The sequence below is a fragment of the Vibrio sp. D431a genome (assembly GCF_030248655.1).
In the GTDB taxonomy this organism is placed as follows: Bacteria; Pseudomonadota; Gammaproteobacteria; order Enterobacterales; family Vibrionaceae; genus Vibrio; species Vibrio alginolyticus.
On sequence record NZ_JAHGAP010000035.1, the window covers coordinates 1 to 16,556 of the forward strand.

Here is a 16,556-nt window from a genome sequence, read left to right on the forward strand (position 1 = left end):
TCGGCTCAATGAATACTGAACATTCCTTTCGCTAATAAATAGCAGAAGTAATGTTTGAATTGACTGTGCTGAATCTTTCGATTCAATGGTCACTTCGTATCATTGAAACCTAATTTGATACCGAAGTATCGAATTGGATTATCATCAACGAGTGCCCACACAGATTGATAGGTCTATATTGTTAAAGAGCAACTCTTCTTTGTGATTGACATCACTTCGGAAGAGGCGGCCATTCTAGCGAGATAATTTATTGTGTCAAACACTTTCTTCAAATTATTTCGTTTTTCTTTTCAGCCTTATCAACTTCGCTTAAACCCTTGTGAGCCCTTGCCCTGTCGACGAGGAGGCATTATAGAGATCGCGCTCACATTGGCAAGTGTTATTTTTCAAAAATTGCAAAAATAATGGTTAAACGATGAGTTTTCGATCAAACCTTTATTTATTCAACTTTACCCCAAACTCTCACACAACTTATCCACAGAGTTGTTCTTTGAGACGTATTTTTCAAGTACCATAAATAAAGAAAGCTGCTTTATTGCAGCTATCTTTATTAAACTTAACCTAAACTCTATTTAAAGAGCATTATGGCTATATGCCAGACCCATCTTGTTCAGAGCCATCATCTTCGTGTAGGCCACATTCTCGCTTTAAGCCAAAGAATCGAGTTTCTTCCTCTGACATTCCCGGCTCCCATTTACGAGTGGTATGTGTATCACCAACTGAAAGGTAACCTTCATCCCATAATGGGTGGTATTTAAGGCCGTGTTGTTCTAAGTAGTAATGAACGTCTTTATTAGTCCAATCAATTACTGGTAGAAATTTAAACACACCGTTCTGAATTGATAGAATCGGTAAACCTGCACGAGATTTACTTTGCTCTCGACGCAATCCAGAGAACCACGTTCCAACATTAAGCTCTTTTAACGCTCGACGCATCGGCTCAACTTTATTGAGCTTGTTGTATTTTTCAATTCCCTCTACACCCTGCTCCCATAATTTTCCATATCGAGCTTCTTGCCAATTCGCACTTTCTTTGGCTCGATAAACTTTTAAATTTAGGTTGAGAGCATCTGTCAGCTCATCGATAAATCGGTACGTCTCAGCAAACAGGTAACCAGTATCGGTTAGAATGACGGGGATGTCCGCTTTGGCGCGAGTAACTAAATGAAGCATAACCGCGGCTTGAATACCAAAACTAGAAGAAACCGCGAACTCGCCTTCTAGATTATCTAAAGCCCACGCTACTCTCTCTTGTGCTGAAAGCTTTTCGAGCTCGACATTAATTTGAGCAAGACGGAGGATTTGCTCCGTCTTTGTTAATGTCAGTAACTCTGTGAGCTCCAGCTTGGATGCTACAGAATCAAGCATGAAAGTCCCTCTTTGATACGAGCACTTCTTGGATAATGCCAGCACGAATAGTGAAATCGCCAAAGGCTTCGCCTTCTTCACGCTCTTTCGACCATCGAGCCACCAGCAGATCAATCTCTTCTAAGATTTGCTTATCCGTGATGTTCTCTTTATACATTTTTGGTACTCGAGTACCGGCACGGTTACCACCTAGGTGCAAGTTGTAACGACCCGGCGCTTTGCCAACTAGACCAATTTCAGCCAACATTGCGCGACCACAGCCATTTGGACACCCAGTTACACGCAAAATGATGTTGTCATTTTCTGGTAGGTTGTGCTTCTCCAGAATCCCCTCCACATCAGTAACAAACTGAGGAAGGAAACGTTCAGCTTCTGCCATCGCTAGCGGACAAGTTGGAAAAGCAACACAAGCCATTGAGTTCTTACGCTGTTCACTTACGCCGTCGTCCATTAAGCCATGTTCACGAGCGATCTTTTCAATCTTCGCTTTTTCGTTTTTAGGTACACCCGCAACAATTAGGTTTTGGTTTGCTGTCATGCGGAAATCGCCTTTGTGGATTTTGGCAATTTCAGCAACACCCGTCTTAAGTGGTTTACCTGGAAAGTCTAATAAGCGACCGTTTTCGATGAAAAGCGCTAGATGATATTTACCATCAATTCCTTCTACCCAGCCAATACGGTCACCACGTTCTGTGAATTCATATGGACGGCTTTGCTCAAACTTAACACCAGCACGTTTCTCGACTTCCGCTTTAAAGACATCGCTACCTACACGATCCAATGTGTATTTGGTTTTTGCGTTCTTACGGTTTGAACGGTTACCCCAGTCGCGCTGAGTTGTTACTACAGCTGCGGCAACATCAAGTGTCTTGTCCAGCGGAATAAAGCCAAAGTCGTCAGCGCGGCGCGGATAAGTTGATGTATCGCCATGCGTCATCGCTAAGCCGCCGCCGACCAGGACGTTAAAGCCTACCAGCTTACCGTTATCTGCAATCGCTACGAAGTTGAGATCGTTAGCGTGTACATCTACGTCATTTTGCGGTGGGATAACCACTGTAGTTTTAAACTTACGTGGTAAGTAGTTCTTGCCTAGAATCGGTTCGTCTTCTTCCGTGCTTTCTACTTTTTCACCGTCTAGCCAAATCTCTGCATAAGCGCGCGTCTTTGGTAATAGATGCTCACTGATCTTCTTCGCCCATTCGTAAGCTTCTTGGTGTAACTCTGACTCCACTGGGTTAGTGGTACACAACACGTTACGGTTTACATCACCCGCGGTTGCAATCGAATCAATGCCAATACTGTTGAGCGTTTGATGCATCAACTTAATATTCGGTTTTAATACCCCATGAAACTGGAACGTTTGGCGAGTCGTCAGACGAATACTTCCATATAAAGAGTGCTCCGTTGCGAACTTGTCGATCGCTAACCATTGCGTTGGCGTGATGATGCCTCCAGGCATACGAGCACGAAGCATCACATTATGTAATGGTTCCAGTTTTTGCTTTGTGCGTTCATTACGGATATCACGATCGTCTTGTTGATACATACCGTGGAAACGAATTAACTGGAAGTTGTCGGCAGTAAAGCCACCAGTAATACGGTCCTGTAAATCTTGCTCAATGGTGCCACGTAATAAGTTGCTTTCTCGCTTCAGGCGCTCGTTATCAGATAGCGGCCCTAACTCTTCACCTAATACAACCTGCTTATTATTGTCCGTAGAAAAAGTCATTAGTACACATCCCTCTGATAACGTTTCGCTTTACGTAGGTCATTAATAAATTGTTCTGCATCGTCACGCGGCATCTTGCCTTCTTGTTCAGCAACGATAACCAATGCGTCATGCACATCTTTTGCCATACGCGTTGCATCACCGCAGACATAGATATAAGCGCCTTCTTGGATCCACTGCCACACTTGAGCTGCGTTTTCTAAGATGCGATGTTGTACGTAAACCTTTTCTACTTGGTCACGACTAAAGGCAACATCCAATCGGCTTAGTACTCCTGACTTGAGATACTTTTGCCATTCCACTTGGTACAAGAAATCTTGAGTGAACGTGCGATCACCAAAGAACAACCAGTTTTTGCCTTCAGCATCGCGGTTTTCACGTTCCTGAATAAAGCTACGGAATGGTGCGATCCCTGTGCCAGGACCAACCATGATAATTGGAGTACTATCATCTTCCGGCAGTTTAAAGTTGTTGTTATGCTCAACAAATACTTTAACTTCATCTCCCTCTTCGAGACGCTGTGCTAAGAAACTAGACGCACCACCATATCGTTTTTCGTCGTTTTGTTCGTACTCAACCAAAGCAACCGTTAGGTGTACTTCTTCATCGACCTCTTCTTGGCTTGATGCAATAGAGTAAAGGCGTGGAGTAAGACGACGAAGCAAACCAATCAACTCATCTGCGGTTAACTTGGTTTTCTTTTCTGCCAGTACATCAACGATTTGAGTATTTGCAGAGTACTCGCGAAGCTTATCTTTATCTTCAACTAACTTTTGTAGCTTCTTGCTACCGGATAACTCGGCAAACTTTGTGATGAGCTGCGGGTTAGATGTTGTGATTTCATATTTACTCACGAGAGCACTGTGGATTGACAAGCTTTCACCATCAACGTCAACAGTCTCAACCCCAGACAAACCGACCTTACCAAGAATGGCATTTGCAAGTTCCGAGCTATTTTCAAACCACACACCTAGTGCATCACCTGGCTGATACGTTAAGCCCGAGCCTTCTAAGTCGATTTCTATATGACGAACGTCTTTTCCAGAGTCACGGCCCGTGATTTTTTGACTGGTCAGTAACGTCGCAGTGTACGGATTTTGTTTATTGTAAGGAGAGTGCGCAGTCGCAGCTTGACCCACAGGAAGTTGAACCACATCCGCTTCAGAGCCAGAAGACAGTGTATCTTTTACCTTGTCTAACGCATTCTTACGCCATTCAGTTGCAGGGGCTTCATAATCCACATCGCAATCAAGACGCTCGATAAATGGAGTCGCGCCTAGCTTTGATAGGTAAGTGTCGAAGTCTTTACCGGTCTGACAGAAGAACTCGTAGCTAGAATCTCCCAATGCAATAACACCATATTGCAGGTTTGGCAGCTTAGGAGCCTTCTTCGATTGCAAAAACTCATGTAGCTCAATGGCATTGTCTGGCGCTTCGCCTTCGCCGTTAGTCGATGCCACAATAATGACATGCGTTTCTTTGGCTAAGTTTTTACCTTTGTAATCGCTTGCATCAAAAAGTTCGACTGCAATTCCTTCTGCTTTTGCTTCCTGTTCCAGAGCTTCAGCAACACCTTTAGCATTGCCCGTTTGGGAAGCAAAAATAATACTCAACTTACCTGCTGGCTTCGCTGATACGGCTGCCGTTGCTTGTGCAATTGGCGTTACCGCTGTGTTTGGTTGATTTTGAGCTAATCCCCAAAAATACCCACTGACCCAAGCAAGTTGCTGTGAAGACAACTCAGAGACAGTTTGTTGGAGTGAGCTAATTTGTTGGTCATTCAGAGGGCTTGCGATTGGAGGATTTCCTCCTTGCCCATTATTATCTTCAGACACATTCTTGTGAGAATACTCATTCTTTTGAAAAGACATTATCACGACATCCCTATTCATTGCGTGACGATAGAGTACCCACTCTCCTTAATAACAAGAAAGAATAGAAGTGAATGTTTTATAACTTTTTGGAAGTAAGAACGGCTTACTTTTTGCTCATCGATCTTCAATGCGGACTTGTTGAAAGCCTACTGCCATTGCCGATTTTGACGCAGTATCCAAATCTTCATAAAGACATTCTTCGCCGTGACTGTCCGTTAGAAAAACAAAACCACCGCGCGCATGTCTGAACTCTACAACCCAACCACCCTCTTGGATTGCAGGCTCAATAATCGCTTCGATAAGCTGATTTTCACGGAATAGATGTCTTAGTTCATTTATTGTCATCGCTATCCCTGCTTTAACTTTCACATTGCTCCTAGGTAAGCATGGTCTAAGTCAGCCAAATAGGGAGAAATTTCGATTAGATATAATGAAGTGATATAAAAAAACGCCGCTTATAAAGCGACGTTTTAAGTAAATCGAATATCTAACATGGCTGAATTTAGAACGCGTATTCCGCACTCACAAAGAAGCCGTTAGCAAAAATAAACTCTTTCCCTAGATCCGACATGAATTTATCGGACTCTAAATCAATCACACGGTAACCTCCACGAAAAGCCAGTCGAGCTTTTTCGAGCGGTACATTGTATTGAACACCTGCCATGAAATCGGTGCTTTTGATACCTTTGTTGTCACCAAAGTTTATCTCACCAATCACATCAAAGTTTGTATCCGGAACTTGAATTTCTGCGTAACCATACCAAGCCCAAATCAGCTCATCAAATTCTTCTACACGCCTGCTTGAGCCAGCATCAATGTATTTAGTGTCACTTAAATTACTGAACGTGAGACCCGCATCAAAGTGCAATAAATCATGCTCTAGAACGTGGTAATACAAGGTTAAATCGAGCTTATCGAACCCCATGTAATCCGCATCAACACTTGAGTAACGAAGGCGCGCATTAGGGACATATTTAACATCATGTTCAATCGCCGCGTAAAAAGTGCCTGCGGTACTGCTATCTCGTCTCACTTCATTAACTTTAGTGTCGGCAGCCCATACCTCTGCGCCGACTTTTGTCGATACAGAGTACTCTGCAAAAACAGGAAAAGATACTGCCAACGATAATGCAGTTAAAGCGATGTTCGCTTTATTTGTCATGTAGTATTTACTCCGAGATAGCTGATATTCACGTAGAGGACGTGAGAGGAAATATACCATATTCTCACGCCTCTCCATCAACTAAATGATGTTACTCATTATTTATAGCGGGGCTGAGCGACGTAATTCTTGAAGAACCAAATACCCAATGCAATCACGATTAACCATGGTAATAGTTTAAGTACCGCTCCAACCATTCCCAGTAAAAACATCACAACTAACGCAATACCAGTTGCTGCGAATACGGTCATCATTGTGATACCCGTAACCAACAAGGTCGCCGCAAAGACTAAAATAAAGATTAGCTCCAACATAATCACTTCTCCATTTGTTTTCAATAAACAGAGCAGTTTCCATACCAACTTACAGAAACGAAGTTAAGATTATGATTTTTAATAAAAAAACAAAGCCAGAGGCATTCTGCACTCTGGCTTTATCATTCTTTAGTTGGTAATTTTAGCCATTCACTGGCGAATTTTACACATTCAATTCTTTTGGAATCTTAGCTAGCGCGTCTTGCAATACTTCTAGACCAGAACCTGGTTTGTGCGCATTTTCACTGATATGACGACGCCATTGACGAGCACCGGGCATGCTTTGGAACAAACCTAACATGTGGCGGGTAATATGACCAAGGTACGCACCTTTCGCTAATTGCGCTTCAATGTATGGATACATCTCTTCAACAATTTCGCTGCGTTTCTTCACTGGAGCATTAGAGCCAAACAACTCTTGATCTACCGATGCCAGTAAATATGGGCTTTGGTATGCTTCACGACCAATCATCACACCGTCAAGATGCTGAAGATGTGCTTTTGCTTCTTCTAATGATTTCACGCCACCGTTAATCGCAATCGTTAGGTGTGAGAAGTCTTGCTTCAATTGGTAAGCGCGTGGGTAATCCAATGGTGGGATCTCACGGTTTTCTTTTGGGCTTAGACCACTTAACCAAGCTTTACGAGCATGGATAGTGAACTGCTCACAGCCACCCTTTTCTGAAACAATAGAAACGAAGTCCGTTAGGAATTCGTAAGAGTCTTGATCATCAATACCAATGCGAGTCTTGACTGTTACAGGGATATCGACCACGTCTTTCATTGCTGCGACACAATCCGCAACTAACTGCGGTTCAGCCATTAGGCAAGCACCAAATCGACCGTTTTGTACGCGGTCAGATGGACACCCCACATTTAGGTTAATCTCATCGTAGCCACGCTCTTGCGCTAGCTTGGCACACGTAGCCAAATCTGCTGGGTTTGAACCACCAAGCTGAAGGGCTAACGGATGCTCTTCTTCGTTATAAGCCAGGAAATCTCCTTTTCCATGAATGATCGCACCTGTCGTCACCATTTCAGTGTACAACAGGGTTTCTTTGGTCATTAAGCGATGGAAGTAGCGACAATGACGATCAGTCCAATCTAACATTGGTGCTACGGAGAGCCTGCAAGAATGAGTCATGATATAAACACCCGTTTTTATGTTGCCAAGGTCGAGCGCAGCAGTACGCTCAAAAAATAAGTCGGGTATTGTATACCCAAGCACCTCTGGGTGCTAGTTTCAGCGAGAATGATTTGGTTGGCTGACTAGCCAAGTGCTTAGGAATACGCAGAAGTAATACGAATCTGTCATTCGTTGATTCATTCTGTGATGATTATTCCGCCTTCACACCACCACCGACTTGCTTTAATTCATGATTTTCGTTCTGATAGTGGGTAAAATGAAGCATTTCTAAACGAACTTCGTATAGAAATGATTTATCATAGAGCACGTCCGATAGTTATGGTGAAAGGTTTGAACCCAACAATCATTGAACAAATTGAAAGTATCTGCGCAGAGCGTGGAGTACGACTGACTCCGCAACGCCGACGCGTATTTGAACTCATTTGTTCTAATCGCCGCGCCTCAAGTGCGTATGAGCTATTGGAGCAACTAAAAGAGAGTGAGCCTCAGGCTAAGCCGCCCACTGTTTATCGAGCATTAGATTTTCTCCTAGAGCAAGGCTTCATCCACCGAGTGGAATCGACAAATAGCTTTATTACTTGTTGTTCTTTCAATACTCAGCAGCACTTTTTCCAATTACTAATTTGCGATAAATGTGGTGATGTCGTTGAACTCGAAGATGAGACGCTGATATCCTTGTTAGCCGAAAACGCCGAGAAGCATGGATTCAAACTGACCAACCAAGTTATTGAAACTCATGGTGAATGCCAGGCCTGTTCCTCCGAGACGAAAGAAAAAGTATAGAAGAACGTTATGCGCGCTGAATTTGTAAACCCGTTTTTAGCTTCTTTAATGAACGTGCTAAAAACTATGGCTTCTCTTGAGCTGAAGCCACAAAAACCGCGAATCAAAAAAGATGAGATCGCACGAGGTGACGTTTCTGGTCTGATTGGTATGGTAGGCCCACAAACTCGTGGTTCAATGTCGATCACCTTTGATGAAGCACTCGCCCTAGAAATCATGCAGAACATGCTTGGTGAACGTCCAAATGGGCTCAATGAAGAAGTGACCGATATGGTGGGTGAGATCACCAACATGGTTACTGGTGGTGCGAAACGCATTCTGGCGGAAAGTGGTTTTGACTTTGATATGGCAACACCGGTTGTGGTTTCGGGCCGAGGTCATACGATTCGCCACAAGTGTGAAGGCTCAATTATTATCATGCCTTTCTCTTCCCAATGGGGAAATGCCTTTATCGAAATTTGCTTCGAATAAAAGAGAAAAAATAGGTTGGCACTGGCCAACCTATTTTGTTTTTGCCTCAGGCAATAAAAAGGTCAGCATTTGCTGACCTTTTCTTTATCTATTCAAACATTAAGCTTTGAACGCTTTAAATGCGTTGATTAGACCGTTTGTTGAGCTGTCATGCGAGCTGATTTGAGACTCGTCTGCAAGCTCAGGTAGGATTTGGTTAGCCAGTTGTTTACCTAGCTCCACGCCCCACTGGTCAAAGCTGAAGATATTCCAGATAACACCTTGTACGAAAATTTTGTGTTCGTACATTGCGATCAAGTTACCTAGCGTACGAGGCGTGATTTGCTTCACTAGAATAGAGTTTGTTGGACGGTTACCTTCAAACACTTTGAATGGCGCAATCGCTGCCACTTCTTCAGCATTCTTACCTACTTTCACCAACTCTTCTTTCACGGTTTCTTCATTTTTACCAAACGCTAGAGCTTCAGTTTGCGCGAAGAAGTTAGACATCAGTTTTTGGTGATGATCGCTAGCTGGGTTGTGGCTAATTGCAGGTGCAATGAAGTCACATGGGATAAGCTTAGTACCTTGGTGAATTAGCTGGTAGAACGCGTGCTGACCGTTGGTACCTGGTTCACCCCAAATGATTGGGCCAGTTTGGTAAGTTACAGCATTGCCGTCACGGTCAACGTATTTACCGTTTGATTCCATGTTACCTTGCTGGAAGTACGCCGCGAAACGGTGCATGTACTGATCGTAAGGCAGAATAGCTTCTGATTCCGCACCGTGGAAGTTGTTGTACCAAATACCGATAAGCGCAAGGATCACAGGGATGTTGCTTTCTAGATCTGTTGATACAAAGTGCTTGTCCATCTCGTGAGCGCCATCAAGCAGCTCAACGAAGTTGTCGAAACCTACTGCTAGTGCAATTGATAGACCGATCGCAGACCATAGTGAGTAACGGCCACCAACCCAGTCCCAGAATTCAAACATGTTCGCTGTATCGATACCAAATTCAGACACGGCTGTCGCGTTTGTTGAAAGCGCAGCAAAGTGCTTAGCCACATGAGCCTGATCACCCGCCGATTCTAGGAACCAATCACGAGCAGTGTGCGCGTTAGTCATGGTTTCTTGTGTTGTAAACGTCTTAGACGCGATCAAGAATAACGTCGTTTCTGGGTTAACTTTCTTCAACGTTTCAACGATGTGTGTACCATCAACGTTAGATACGAAGTGAAGGTTTAGATGATTTTTGTATGGCGCTAGAGCTTCCGTCACCATGTAAGGGCCAAGGTCAGAACCGCCGATACCGATGTTCACAATATCGGTAATTGCTTTGCCTGTGTAACCTTTCCATTCACCGCCGATAACGCGCTCAGTGAATGATTTCATTTTTTCTAGAACCGCGTTCACTGCTGGCATTACGTCTTCGCCATCTACCATAACTGGAGTATTAGCGCGGTTACGTAGTGCAGTGTGAAGAACAGCGCGACCTTCTGTTTGGTTGATCGCTTCACCACTGAACATCGCTTCAATTGCAGATTTCAGCTCGGTCTCTTTCGCAAGAGCAAACAGGTGCTTCAGAGTTTCCTCATTGATGAGGTTCTTTGAGTAATCGACTAGGATGTCTGAGCCGAAACGTGCAGAGTATTTGTCGAAACGCGCTGCGTCTTGAGCAAACAGCTCTTTAAGATCCATATCTTGTGCAGATTCGAAATGCGCCGTTAGCGCTTTCCAAGCTTGTGTTTGCGTTGGATTGATATTTTTCAACATGGTCTTTATCCCGATGTTACAGTAGGTTCCATTCCTTACAGTCTAGCGAAAACTGTGGAATCCCCGATTTAGCAAATAGAATATAAATTAGATGTTTGGGCAAATTGCCACAAAACAAGTCTTTGTAATTTTTTTTCAGGCGCCAATTATGACCGAGAGCTTTTACACTCACATTGAGTTAGGTCACGTTCCCTGCCCTGAAATTGAACATTCATTTACGATGACAAGAATCATATCATTTACTAATGACAGGCTCTAATTGGAATAGGATAGACGCCAATTTATAAATTTCCAAAGGAACACGTATGTGGGCACAAAAAACACTGCAATTAAAAGCGAGAAGCCGCGGTTTTCACCTGATAACTGATGAAATTGAACAACAATTACCACAAATAAACGAACTTTCAGTAGGTTTATTACACTTATTTATTCAGCACACCTCCGCCAGTTTGACCTTAAATGAGAATGCTGATCCAACCGTGCGTATGGACATGGAAGCGCACTTCAATAAGTTTGTGCCAGAGCGTGCTCCTTATTATCAGCACACCTATGAAGGTGACGACGACATGCCGGCACATATTAAAGCATCACTGCTTGGCAGTAGTGTGACGGTACCAATCCAAAATGGTCGATTAGCTTTAGGAACATGGCAAGGTATTTACTTGGGTGAGCATCGAGACTTTGGTGGCGGCCGCCGCGTTATTGCTACGATTAACGGTGAGTAGATAAAACAAAGGCTAACCTTGGGTTAGCCTTTCGTTGTTTATTTGGAGTATTCCATCTCGACGCGAGGCGTTAGCTTAGTCACGAGTTCATACGCAATCGTACCAATGTGACCCGCTACTTCTTCTACTGGGAGCTCTTTCCCCCAAAGAATCGCTTCGTCGCTGACTTTATCCGTTGCGTCTGGTCCCAAATCGACCGTCAGCATATCCATGGAAACTCGACCTGCAATAGGTACTTTACGGCCATTAACCCACACCGGCGTACCGTTTGGAGCACTTCTTGGGTAACCGTCGCCATACCCTACAGCAATGACACCAACTTTTGTATCTCGCTCACTGGTCCAAATACCACCGTAGCCAACACTTTCACCCTTCTTCACTTCACGTACCGCAATAAGGTGGGATTTAAGTGTCATGACAGGCTGATACCCAAGATCTTGCGCCGTTTTGTCATCGAATGGCGACACACCATACATGATAATACCCGGACGAACCCAATCTAAATGGCTTTGAGGCCATGCCAATAACCCCGCAGATGCCGCCAGTGAACGTTCCCCTTGGCAACCAGAAGTCAACGATTTAAACAGCTCAATCTGTTGTGGGGTAATATCGCTATCCAGCTCATCTGCACAGCCAAAGTGGCTCATGTAACGCAACGGTTTCGCTACATTTGGACACTCCTTCAGCCGCGTTACAAACTCGTCATATTGTTCAGGACGAACCCCAAGGCGGTGCATGCCACTGTCAATCTTCAGCCACACGACAACCGGAGTTTCAAGGTCTGCTTGCTCCAAGGCGATAAGCTGCTCTTCACAGTGCACCACAGTTTGGATGTTGTTCGTCACAAGAACAGGTAAGTCACCAGGAGAGTAAAAACCTTCTAGCAATAGAATCGGCTTTACTACTCCACAAGCGCGCAGTTGCAATGCTTCTTCAATACGAGCCACACCAAACGCATCCGCATGGTTAGCATGTTTTGCGACATGACGTAATCCGTGACCATAACCATTGGCCTTGACGACAGCCATCACTTTACTTTGTGGCGCTTGAGCTTTTACGCGCTGTAAGTTGTGCTGCAACGCAGACAAATCAATGCACGCCTTGGCCGCTTTCATATAGCTCATGGGATTACTCATCATCAATATCGAATGCAGGACCCGCGTAGTTGTCGAAACGCGAATGTTGACCTTGGAAAGTGAGGCGAACAGAGCCGATAGGACCATTACGCTGTTTACCAATAATGATTTCGGCCGTACCTTTGTACGGACTATCTGGGTGATAAACCTCATCACGGTAGATGAACATGATCAAGTCGGCATCCTGCTCGATGGAACCGGATTCACGCAAGTCCGAGTTTACTGGTCGTTTATCCGCACGTTGCTCTAGGGAACGGTTTAGCTGCGACAGTGCCACAACAGGCACATTTAGCTCTTTTGCCAGCGCCTTAAGAGAGCGAGAGATCTCAGCAATCTCAAGAGTACGGTTATCGGTTAACGAAGGCACGCGCATCAACTGAAGGTAGTCGACCATGATCATCGATAGACCGCCATGTTCACGAGCGATACGGCGAGCGCGCGAACGCACTTCGGTCGGAGTTAGTCCAGAGCTATCATCAATGTACATATTTTTCTTCTGCATCAGGATACCCATAGTAGAAGAAATACGCGCCCAATCTTCGTCATCTAGCTGACCCGTACGGATCTTGGTTTGGTCTACACGAGACAAAGAGGCCAACATACGCATCATCAACTGTTCAGCTGGCATCTCTAACGAGAAAATAAGTACGGGCTTTTCTTGTTGCATGGCCGCATTTTCACACAAGTTCATCGCAAAGGTCGTTTTACCCATCGATGGACGCGCTGCGACAATCACCAAATCAGAGCCTTGCAAACCTGCGGTTTTCTTATTGAGATCTGTGAAACCGGTATCGACCCCCGTAACACCATCTTGTGGCGTTTTATACAACAACTCGATACGTTCTAACGTCTTTTCGAGGATGTTGTCGACGTTTTGTGGTCCTTCGTTTTCACTAGTTCGAGACTCGGCGATAGCAAAAACTTTACTCTCCGCCATGTCTATTAAATCTTCAGAACTGCGACCTTGAGGGTCATAGCCCGCGTCCGCAATTTCATTCGCGACACCAATAAGGCCACGAACAATCGCACGCTCAGCGACAATATCAGCATACGCATTGATGTTAGCTGCACTTGGCGTATTCTTCGCCAAGTCAGCGAGGTAAGCAAAACCGCCTACATCTTCTAACAACTCGTGACGCTCTAGATATTCCGATAAAGTAATAAGATCGAGAGGTTTACCCGCTTCAAGAATGGTTTTTACACCTTCAAAAATCAGGCGGTGTGGACGACTATAGAAATCACTGCTCACAACACGTTCGGCAACGGTGTCCCAACGTTCATTATCCAGTAAAAGACCACCAATTACTGATTGCTCGGCTTCTAGTGAGTGAGGTGGCACTTTAATTGCGTCGACCTGACTGTCTGAAGGTTTGCGATTTCTGTTTTCCGCCATGACTTTGCTCGATAACTACTATTGACCCACGATTATAACCTTAACCTAACTGAGATGCTTCCCCGAAGCGACAATTACTTGTTAAGAAATCATCATGTGAACCACCCGGGTAATAGCCTGGTTCTTCCGCCTAGCTCTAATAAAAATTAACCTACCATTGACCCAACCAAATATCTGTATCAGTATCATGCCCCTCCTTTTTGATTACGTTCGAGGTTGATGTGTCCCGATACTGGTTACTTAGCTTTAGCCTACTGTGCGCTAGTGCATCGTATGCTGACGAATCAGTACAGCCAGAGCAAAATATTGATGTACCCGACCCACTAAAAACCGAGGTGGAGTTCGGCTATCAAGCTCACACAGGTAACACGGACTCTCGTTCCCTGAATGCTCGTTTGAGTGCTGAATATACGTCAGGTCGACACCGTTCTAATGGTGAATGGAAGTACTACAACTTGTACAAAGACGGTGAAGAAGACAAACGCTCATCCACCTACTCCCTACAGAGTGACTACAAGTTAGGCCCTAAGACATATTTGTATGGCAGCTTTAAAGGAGTGGATTCTCGCTACAGTGCTTATTTTAAAGACTATACGTTGTCAGGTGGTTTGGGTTACCAGTTCTCCTACACTGAGAACTTCATTTTAGAGGTAGAGGTAGGCCCTGGTTTTCGCTATCAAGAGCCAAACTTAGACGAAATAGATGATGACGATATTGTCTTTCCCGATATCGTTAGAGAAGGCATTTTTCGAGGAAATATCAACACAACTTGGCATGCGTTGGATAATTTAAGTTTCGCAGCTGATATTACGTTGGTAACAGGTAGAAGTAACACACGTACTGATAGTGAACTCAGTGTAACCAATGATATTACTGAAGATATTGCACTGAAACTGGCGCACTCTCGTCAGTATCACGATAAAGTGCCTGAAGGCTTAAGCAAAGCAGACAGCGTATTTTCCGTTAATTTACTTTTCGCTTTTTAACCCTTTTTCTCTCAGTTTTAGAAATAAAAAAAGCACCTCCAAGGAGGTGCTTTTTAGTATTTCGTCTTGATACTGAATTACTCAGCAGCAACAACTTGTAGGTTCACAGTTGCGAAAACTTCAGAGTGAAGTTGAACGCTGATCTCGAACTCACCAGTTGTACGTAGAGCACCTTCAGGAAGGCGAACTTCGCTCTTAGCAACTTCAACGCCTGCAGCTGTGATAGCGTCAGCGATGTCACGAGTACCGATAGAACCGAATAGTTTGCCTTCGTCACCAGCTTTAGAAGCGATAACTACAGCTTCTAGAGCGTTAACTTTCTCTGCGCGAGCTTCTGCAGCAGCTAGTTGCTCAGCAACTTTAGCTTCTAGTTCAGCACGACGAGCTTCAAACATTTCAACGTTAGCTTTAGTTGCCATAACTGCTTTACCTTGTGGGATAAGGAAGTTACGAGCGTAGCCAGATTTAACGTTTGCAGTATCGCCAAGACCACCTAGGTTACCAATTTTATCAAGTAGAATAACTTGCATTGCTTAATCCTCTTTCTTAATAAAATGAACCGATTACTGATGCTTGTCAGTGTACGGTAGTAGAGCTAGGTAGCGTGAACGCTTGATAGCACGTGCTAGTTGACGCTGGTACTTAGCGCTTGTACCAGTGATACGGCTAGGTACGATTTTACCAGCTTCAGTGATGTAGTTTTTAAGAGTTGCTACGTCTTTGTAATCAATCTCTTGTACGCCTTCTGCAGTGAAACGGCAGAATTTACGACGACGGAAGAAACGAGCCATGGGCTATCTCCTGATCTTAAATTTGAGTAATGTTGTCGGCGTGTAACACTAATTTTCCCACGCCATTTCGGCCGGTTTGATAAGTGACAAAACCACTTACCTTAATGTTACTGCCTTGAACTAAATTCTGAGTTAGTGCTTGTGACCCAAGCCCGCTGACGACTACCGGCATACGACAATAAACTTGTCGAGGTAAGTCAGCTTCGATAATAGTAGAGCGATGCTCCAGCCAAAACCGACAGTGTTCAATGCCACCAGGGCTTTTACTACGAATGGGCGGTTTGGCAATGGTGCCGCTCAGCTCCATTCGATTGGCCATAAGAAAACTTACTCAGCAGCTTCTGACTTAGCTTCAGGCTTAGCTTCAGAACGCTCTTCACGACGTGGAGCACGCTCTTCTTTTTGCTTAAGCATGATAGATTGCTCAGTGATCGCTGCTTTAGTACGCATGATCATGTTACGTAGAACTGCATCGTTGAAACGGAAAGCAGTTTCTAGCTCATCAATTACAGCTTGGTCAGCTTCAACGTTCATAAGAACGTAGTGAGCTTTGTGAAGCTTGTTGATTGGGTAAGCCAGTTGACGACGGCCCCAGTCTTCTAGACGGTGGATTTTACCGCCAGCTTCAGTGATTGAACCAGTGTAACGCTCGATCATGCCAGCAACTTGCTCGCTTTGATCTGGGTGCACCATGAATACGATTTCGTAATGACGCATTGGTTGCTCCTTACGGATTATTCAGCTTCCACAAATGGCTCAGTCGTCCAGAGGAAGCAAGGAACTAAAGATAATTGACTGAGTTTAAGGAGCACGAATAGTACAGAAAGGGCGTAAAATAGGCAAGTGATTATTTGCTCAGCGCAGTGGATATTTAATTTCTTCTAATACTAGAAAACACAAAGGCTGCCAACAAGCTGGCAGCCTT

At 44.3% G+C, this 16,556-nt stretch carries 18 protein-coding genes; 4 read left to right on the plus strand and 14 right to left on the minus strand.

What is annotated here, in order from left to right; all coding sequences use genetic code 11:
- Positions 1-588 precede the first annotated feature (588 nt).
- From KJB35_RS25190 to dusA, 7 genes are all read right to left on the minus strand, one after another.
- Positions 589-1,368 (minus strand): phosphoadenylyl-sulfate reductase, encoded by a 780-nt coding sequence (locus KJB35_RS25190; protein WP_005382748.1) that lies wholly within the window; start codon positions 1,366-1,368, stop codon positions 589-591.
- The gene (gene cysI / locus KJB35_RS25195) at positions 1,361-3,097 is read right to left on the minus strand and encodes an assimilatory sulfite reductase (NADPH) hemoprotein subunit (RefSeq protein ID WP_005382750.1); all 1,737 of its coding nucleotides are present in this window, start codon (positions 3,095-3,097) and stop codon (positions 1,361-1,363) included. The genes KJB35_RS25190 and cysI overlap by 8 nt, the downstream gene beginning before the upstream one ends.
- Entirely contained in the window at positions 3,097-4,968 is a 1,872-nt protein-coding gene (locus KJB35_RS25200; RefSeq protein ID WP_005381262.1) for an assimilatory sulfite reductase (NADPH) flavoprotein subunit, read from the minus strand. The genes cysI and KJB35_RS25200 overlap by 1 nt, the downstream gene beginning before the upstream one ends.
- A gap of 117 nt (positions 4,969-5,085) precedes the next feature.
- Entirely contained in the window at positions 5,086-5,316 is a 231-nt protein-coding gene (locus KJB35_RS25205) for a hypothetical protein (RefSeq protein WP_005381264.1), read from the minus strand.
- A 157-nt stretch (positions 5,317-5,473) separates the two neighbouring features.
- Complete coding sequence (locus KJB35_RS25210) at positions 5,474-6,133, minus strand: TIGR04219 family outer membrane beta-barrel protein (protein ID WP_005381265.1); 660 nt, start codon at positions 6,131-6,133, stop codon at positions 5,474-5,476.
- Between the two features lie 98 nt (positions 6,134-6,231).
- Positions 6,232-6,447 (minus strand): envelope stress response protein PspG, encoded by a 216-nt coding sequence (gene pspG, locus KJB35_RS25215; RefSeq protein WP_005381266.1) that lies wholly within the window; start codon positions 6,445-6,447, stop codon positions 6,232-6,234.
- A 163-nt stretch (positions 6,448-6,610) separates the two neighbouring features.
- Entirely contained in the window at positions 6,611-7,591 is a 981-nt protein-coding gene (gene dusA, locus KJB35_RS25220) for a tRNA dihydrouridine(20/20a) synthase DusA (protein WP_017821727.1), read from the minus strand.
- A 321-nt stretch (positions 7,592-7,912) separates the two neighbouring features.
- Here dusA and zur point away from each other — a divergent pair, with 321 nt between their 5' ends.
- Positions 7,913-8,377, plus strand: a complete 465-nt coding sequence (gene zur / locus KJB35_RS25225) for a zinc uptake transcriptional repressor Zur (RefSeq protein ID WP_005381268.1) — start codon at positions 7,913-7,915, stop codon at positions 8,375-8,377.
- A gap of 9 nt (positions 8,378-8,386) precedes the next feature.
- Positions 8,387-8,848, plus strand: a complete 462-nt coding sequence (locus tag KJB35_RS25230; protein WP_005381269.1) for a chemotaxis protein CheX — start codon at positions 8,387-8,389, stop codon at positions 8,846-8,848.
- Positions 8,849-8,947: 99 nt separating this feature from the next.
- On the opposite strand, the gene pgi is transcribed toward KJB35_RS25230, so the two are convergent.
- A complete protein-coding gene (gene pgi / locus KJB35_RS25235) occupies positions 8,948-10,600 on the minus strand; it encodes a glucose-6-phosphate isomerase (protein ID WP_005381270.1) in 1,653 nt (550 codons plus the stop codon).
- A 305-nt stretch (positions 10,601-10,905) separates the two neighbouring features.
- Between pgi and KJB35_RS25240 the strand changes: the two genes are divergently transcribed.
- Positions 10,906-11,325, plus strand: coding sequence for a secondary thiamine-phosphate synthase enzyme YjbQ (locus KJB35_RS25240; protein WP_005381271.1), 420 nt, complete (start codon positions 10,906-10,908; stop codon positions 11,323-11,325).
- Positions 11,326-11,363: 38 nt separating this feature from the next.
- Here KJB35_RS25240 and alr read toward each other — a convergent pair whose 3' ends face one another.
- Positions 11,364-12,440, minus strand: coding sequence for an alanine racemase (gene alr / locus KJB35_RS25245; protein ID WP_031777284.1), 1,077 nt, complete (start codon positions 12,438-12,440; stop codon positions 11,364-11,366).
- Between the two features lie 13 nt (positions 12,441-12,453).
- Complete coding sequence (locus KJB35_RS25250) at positions 12,454-13,854, minus strand: replicative DNA helicase (RefSeq protein WP_005382759.1); 1,401 nt, start codon at positions 13,852-13,854, stop codon at positions 12,454-12,456.
- A 221-nt stretch (positions 13,855-14,075) separates the two neighbouring features.
- Between KJB35_RS25250 and KJB35_RS25255 the strand changes: the two genes are divergently transcribed.
- Positions 14,076-14,840: a DUF481 domain-containing protein gene (locus KJB35_RS25255; RefSeq protein ID WP_005381276.1), complete on the plus strand. Its 765-nt coding sequence runs from the start codon at positions 14,076-14,078 to the stop codon at positions 14,838-14,840.
- 77 nt (positions 14,841-14,917) lie between these two features.
- Here the strand turns inward: KJB35_RS25255 and rplI are convergent, their stop codons facing one another.
- From rplI to rpsF, 4 genes are read right to left on the minus strand one after another with little or no spacing between them, the layout of a single operon-like run.
- On the minus strand, positions 14,918-15,370 hold the full coding sequence (gene rplI / locus KJB35_RS25260) for a 50S ribosomal protein L9 (RefSeq protein WP_005381278.1): 453 nt from the start codon (positions 15,368-15,370) through the stop codon (positions 14,918-14,920).
- Between the two features lie 33 nt (positions 15,371-15,403).
- A complete protein-coding gene (gene rpsR, locus KJB35_RS25265; RefSeq protein WP_000090472.1) occupies positions 15,404-15,631 on the minus strand; it encodes a 30S ribosomal protein S18 in 228 nt (75 codons plus the stop codon).
- Positions 15,632-15,647: 16 nt separating this feature from the next.
- Positions 15,648-15,950 carry a primosomal replication protein N gene (gene priB, locus KJB35_RS25270; protein ID WP_005381298.1) on the minus strand — a complete coding sequence of 101 codons (303 nt, stop codon included), beginning with the start codon at positions 15,948-15,950 and terminating at the stop codon, positions 15,648-15,650.
- A gap of 8 nt (positions 15,951-15,958) precedes the next feature.
- The gene (rpsF, locus tag KJB35_RS25275) at positions 15,959-16,348 is read right to left on the minus strand and encodes a 30S ribosomal protein S6 (protein ID WP_005381299.1); all 390 of its coding nucleotides are present in this window, start codon (positions 16,346-16,348) and stop codon (positions 15,959-15,961) included.
- Positions 16,349-16,556: the final 208 nt, after the last annotated feature.

Coding starts and splice junctions, on each gene's coding strand:
- KJB35_RS25190 (WP_005382748.1), bottom strand. CDS start 1,368: ATGCTTGATTCTGTAGCATCCAAGCTGGAGCTCACAGAGTTACTGACA.
- cysI (WP_005382750.1), bottom strand. CDS start 3,097: ATGACTTTTTCTACGGACAATAATAAGCAGGTTGTATTAGGTGAAGAG.
- KJB35_RS25200 (WP_005381262.1), bottom strand. CDS start 4,968: ATGTCTTTTCAAAAGAATGAGTATTCTCACAAGAATGTGTCTGAAGAT.
- KJB35_RS25205 (WP_005381264.1), bottom strand. CDS start 5,316: ATGACAATAAATGAACTAAGACATCTATTCCGTGAAAATCAGCTTATC.
- KJB35_RS25210 (WP_005381265.1), bottom strand. CDS start 6,133: ATGACAAATAAAGCGAACATCGCTTTAACTGCATTATCGTTGGCAGTA.
- pspG (WP_005381266.1), bottom strand. CDS start 6,447: ATGTTGGAGCTAATCTTTATTTTAGTCTTTGCGGCGACCTTGTTGGTT.
- dusA (WP_017821727.1), bottom strand. CDS start 7,591: ATGACTCATTCTTGCAGGCTCTCCGTAGCACCAATGTTAGATTGGACT.
- zur (WP_005381268.1), top strand. CDS start 7,913: ATGGTGAAAGGTTTGAACCCAACAATCATTGAACAAATTGAAAGTATC.
- KJB35_RS25230 (WP_005381269.1), top strand. CDS start 8,387: ATGCGCGCTGAATTTGTAAACCCGTTTTTAGCTTCTTTAATGAACGTG.
- pgi (WP_005381270.1), bottom strand. CDS start 10,600: ATGTTGAAAAATATCAATCCAACGCAAACACAAGCTTGGAAAGCGCTA.
- KJB35_RS25240 (WP_005381271.1), top strand. CDS start 10,906: ATGTGGGCACAAAAAACACTGCAATTAAAAGCGAGAAGCCGCGGTTTT.
- alr (WP_031777284.1), bottom strand. CDS start 12,440: ATGAAAGCGGCCAAGGCGTGCATTGATTTGTCTGCGTTGCAGCACAAC.
- KJB35_RS25250 (WP_005382759.1), bottom strand. CDS start 13,854: ATGGCGGAAAACAGAAATCGCAAACCTTCAGACAGTCAGGTCGACGCA.
- rplI (WP_005381278.1), bottom strand. CDS start 15,370: ATGCAAGTTATTCTACTTGATAAAATTGGTAACCTAGGTGGTCTTGGC.
- rpsR (WP_000090472.1), bottom strand. CDS start 15,631: ATGGCTCGTTTCTTCCGTCGTCGTAAATTCTGCCGTTTCACTGCAGAA.
- priB (WP_005381298.1), bottom strand. CDS start 15,950: ATGGCCAATCGAATGGAGCTGAGCGGCACCATTGCCAAACCGCCCATT.
- rpsF (WP_005381299.1), bottom strand. CDS start 16,348: ATGCGTCATTACGAAATCGTATTCATGGTGCACCCAGATCAAAGCGAG.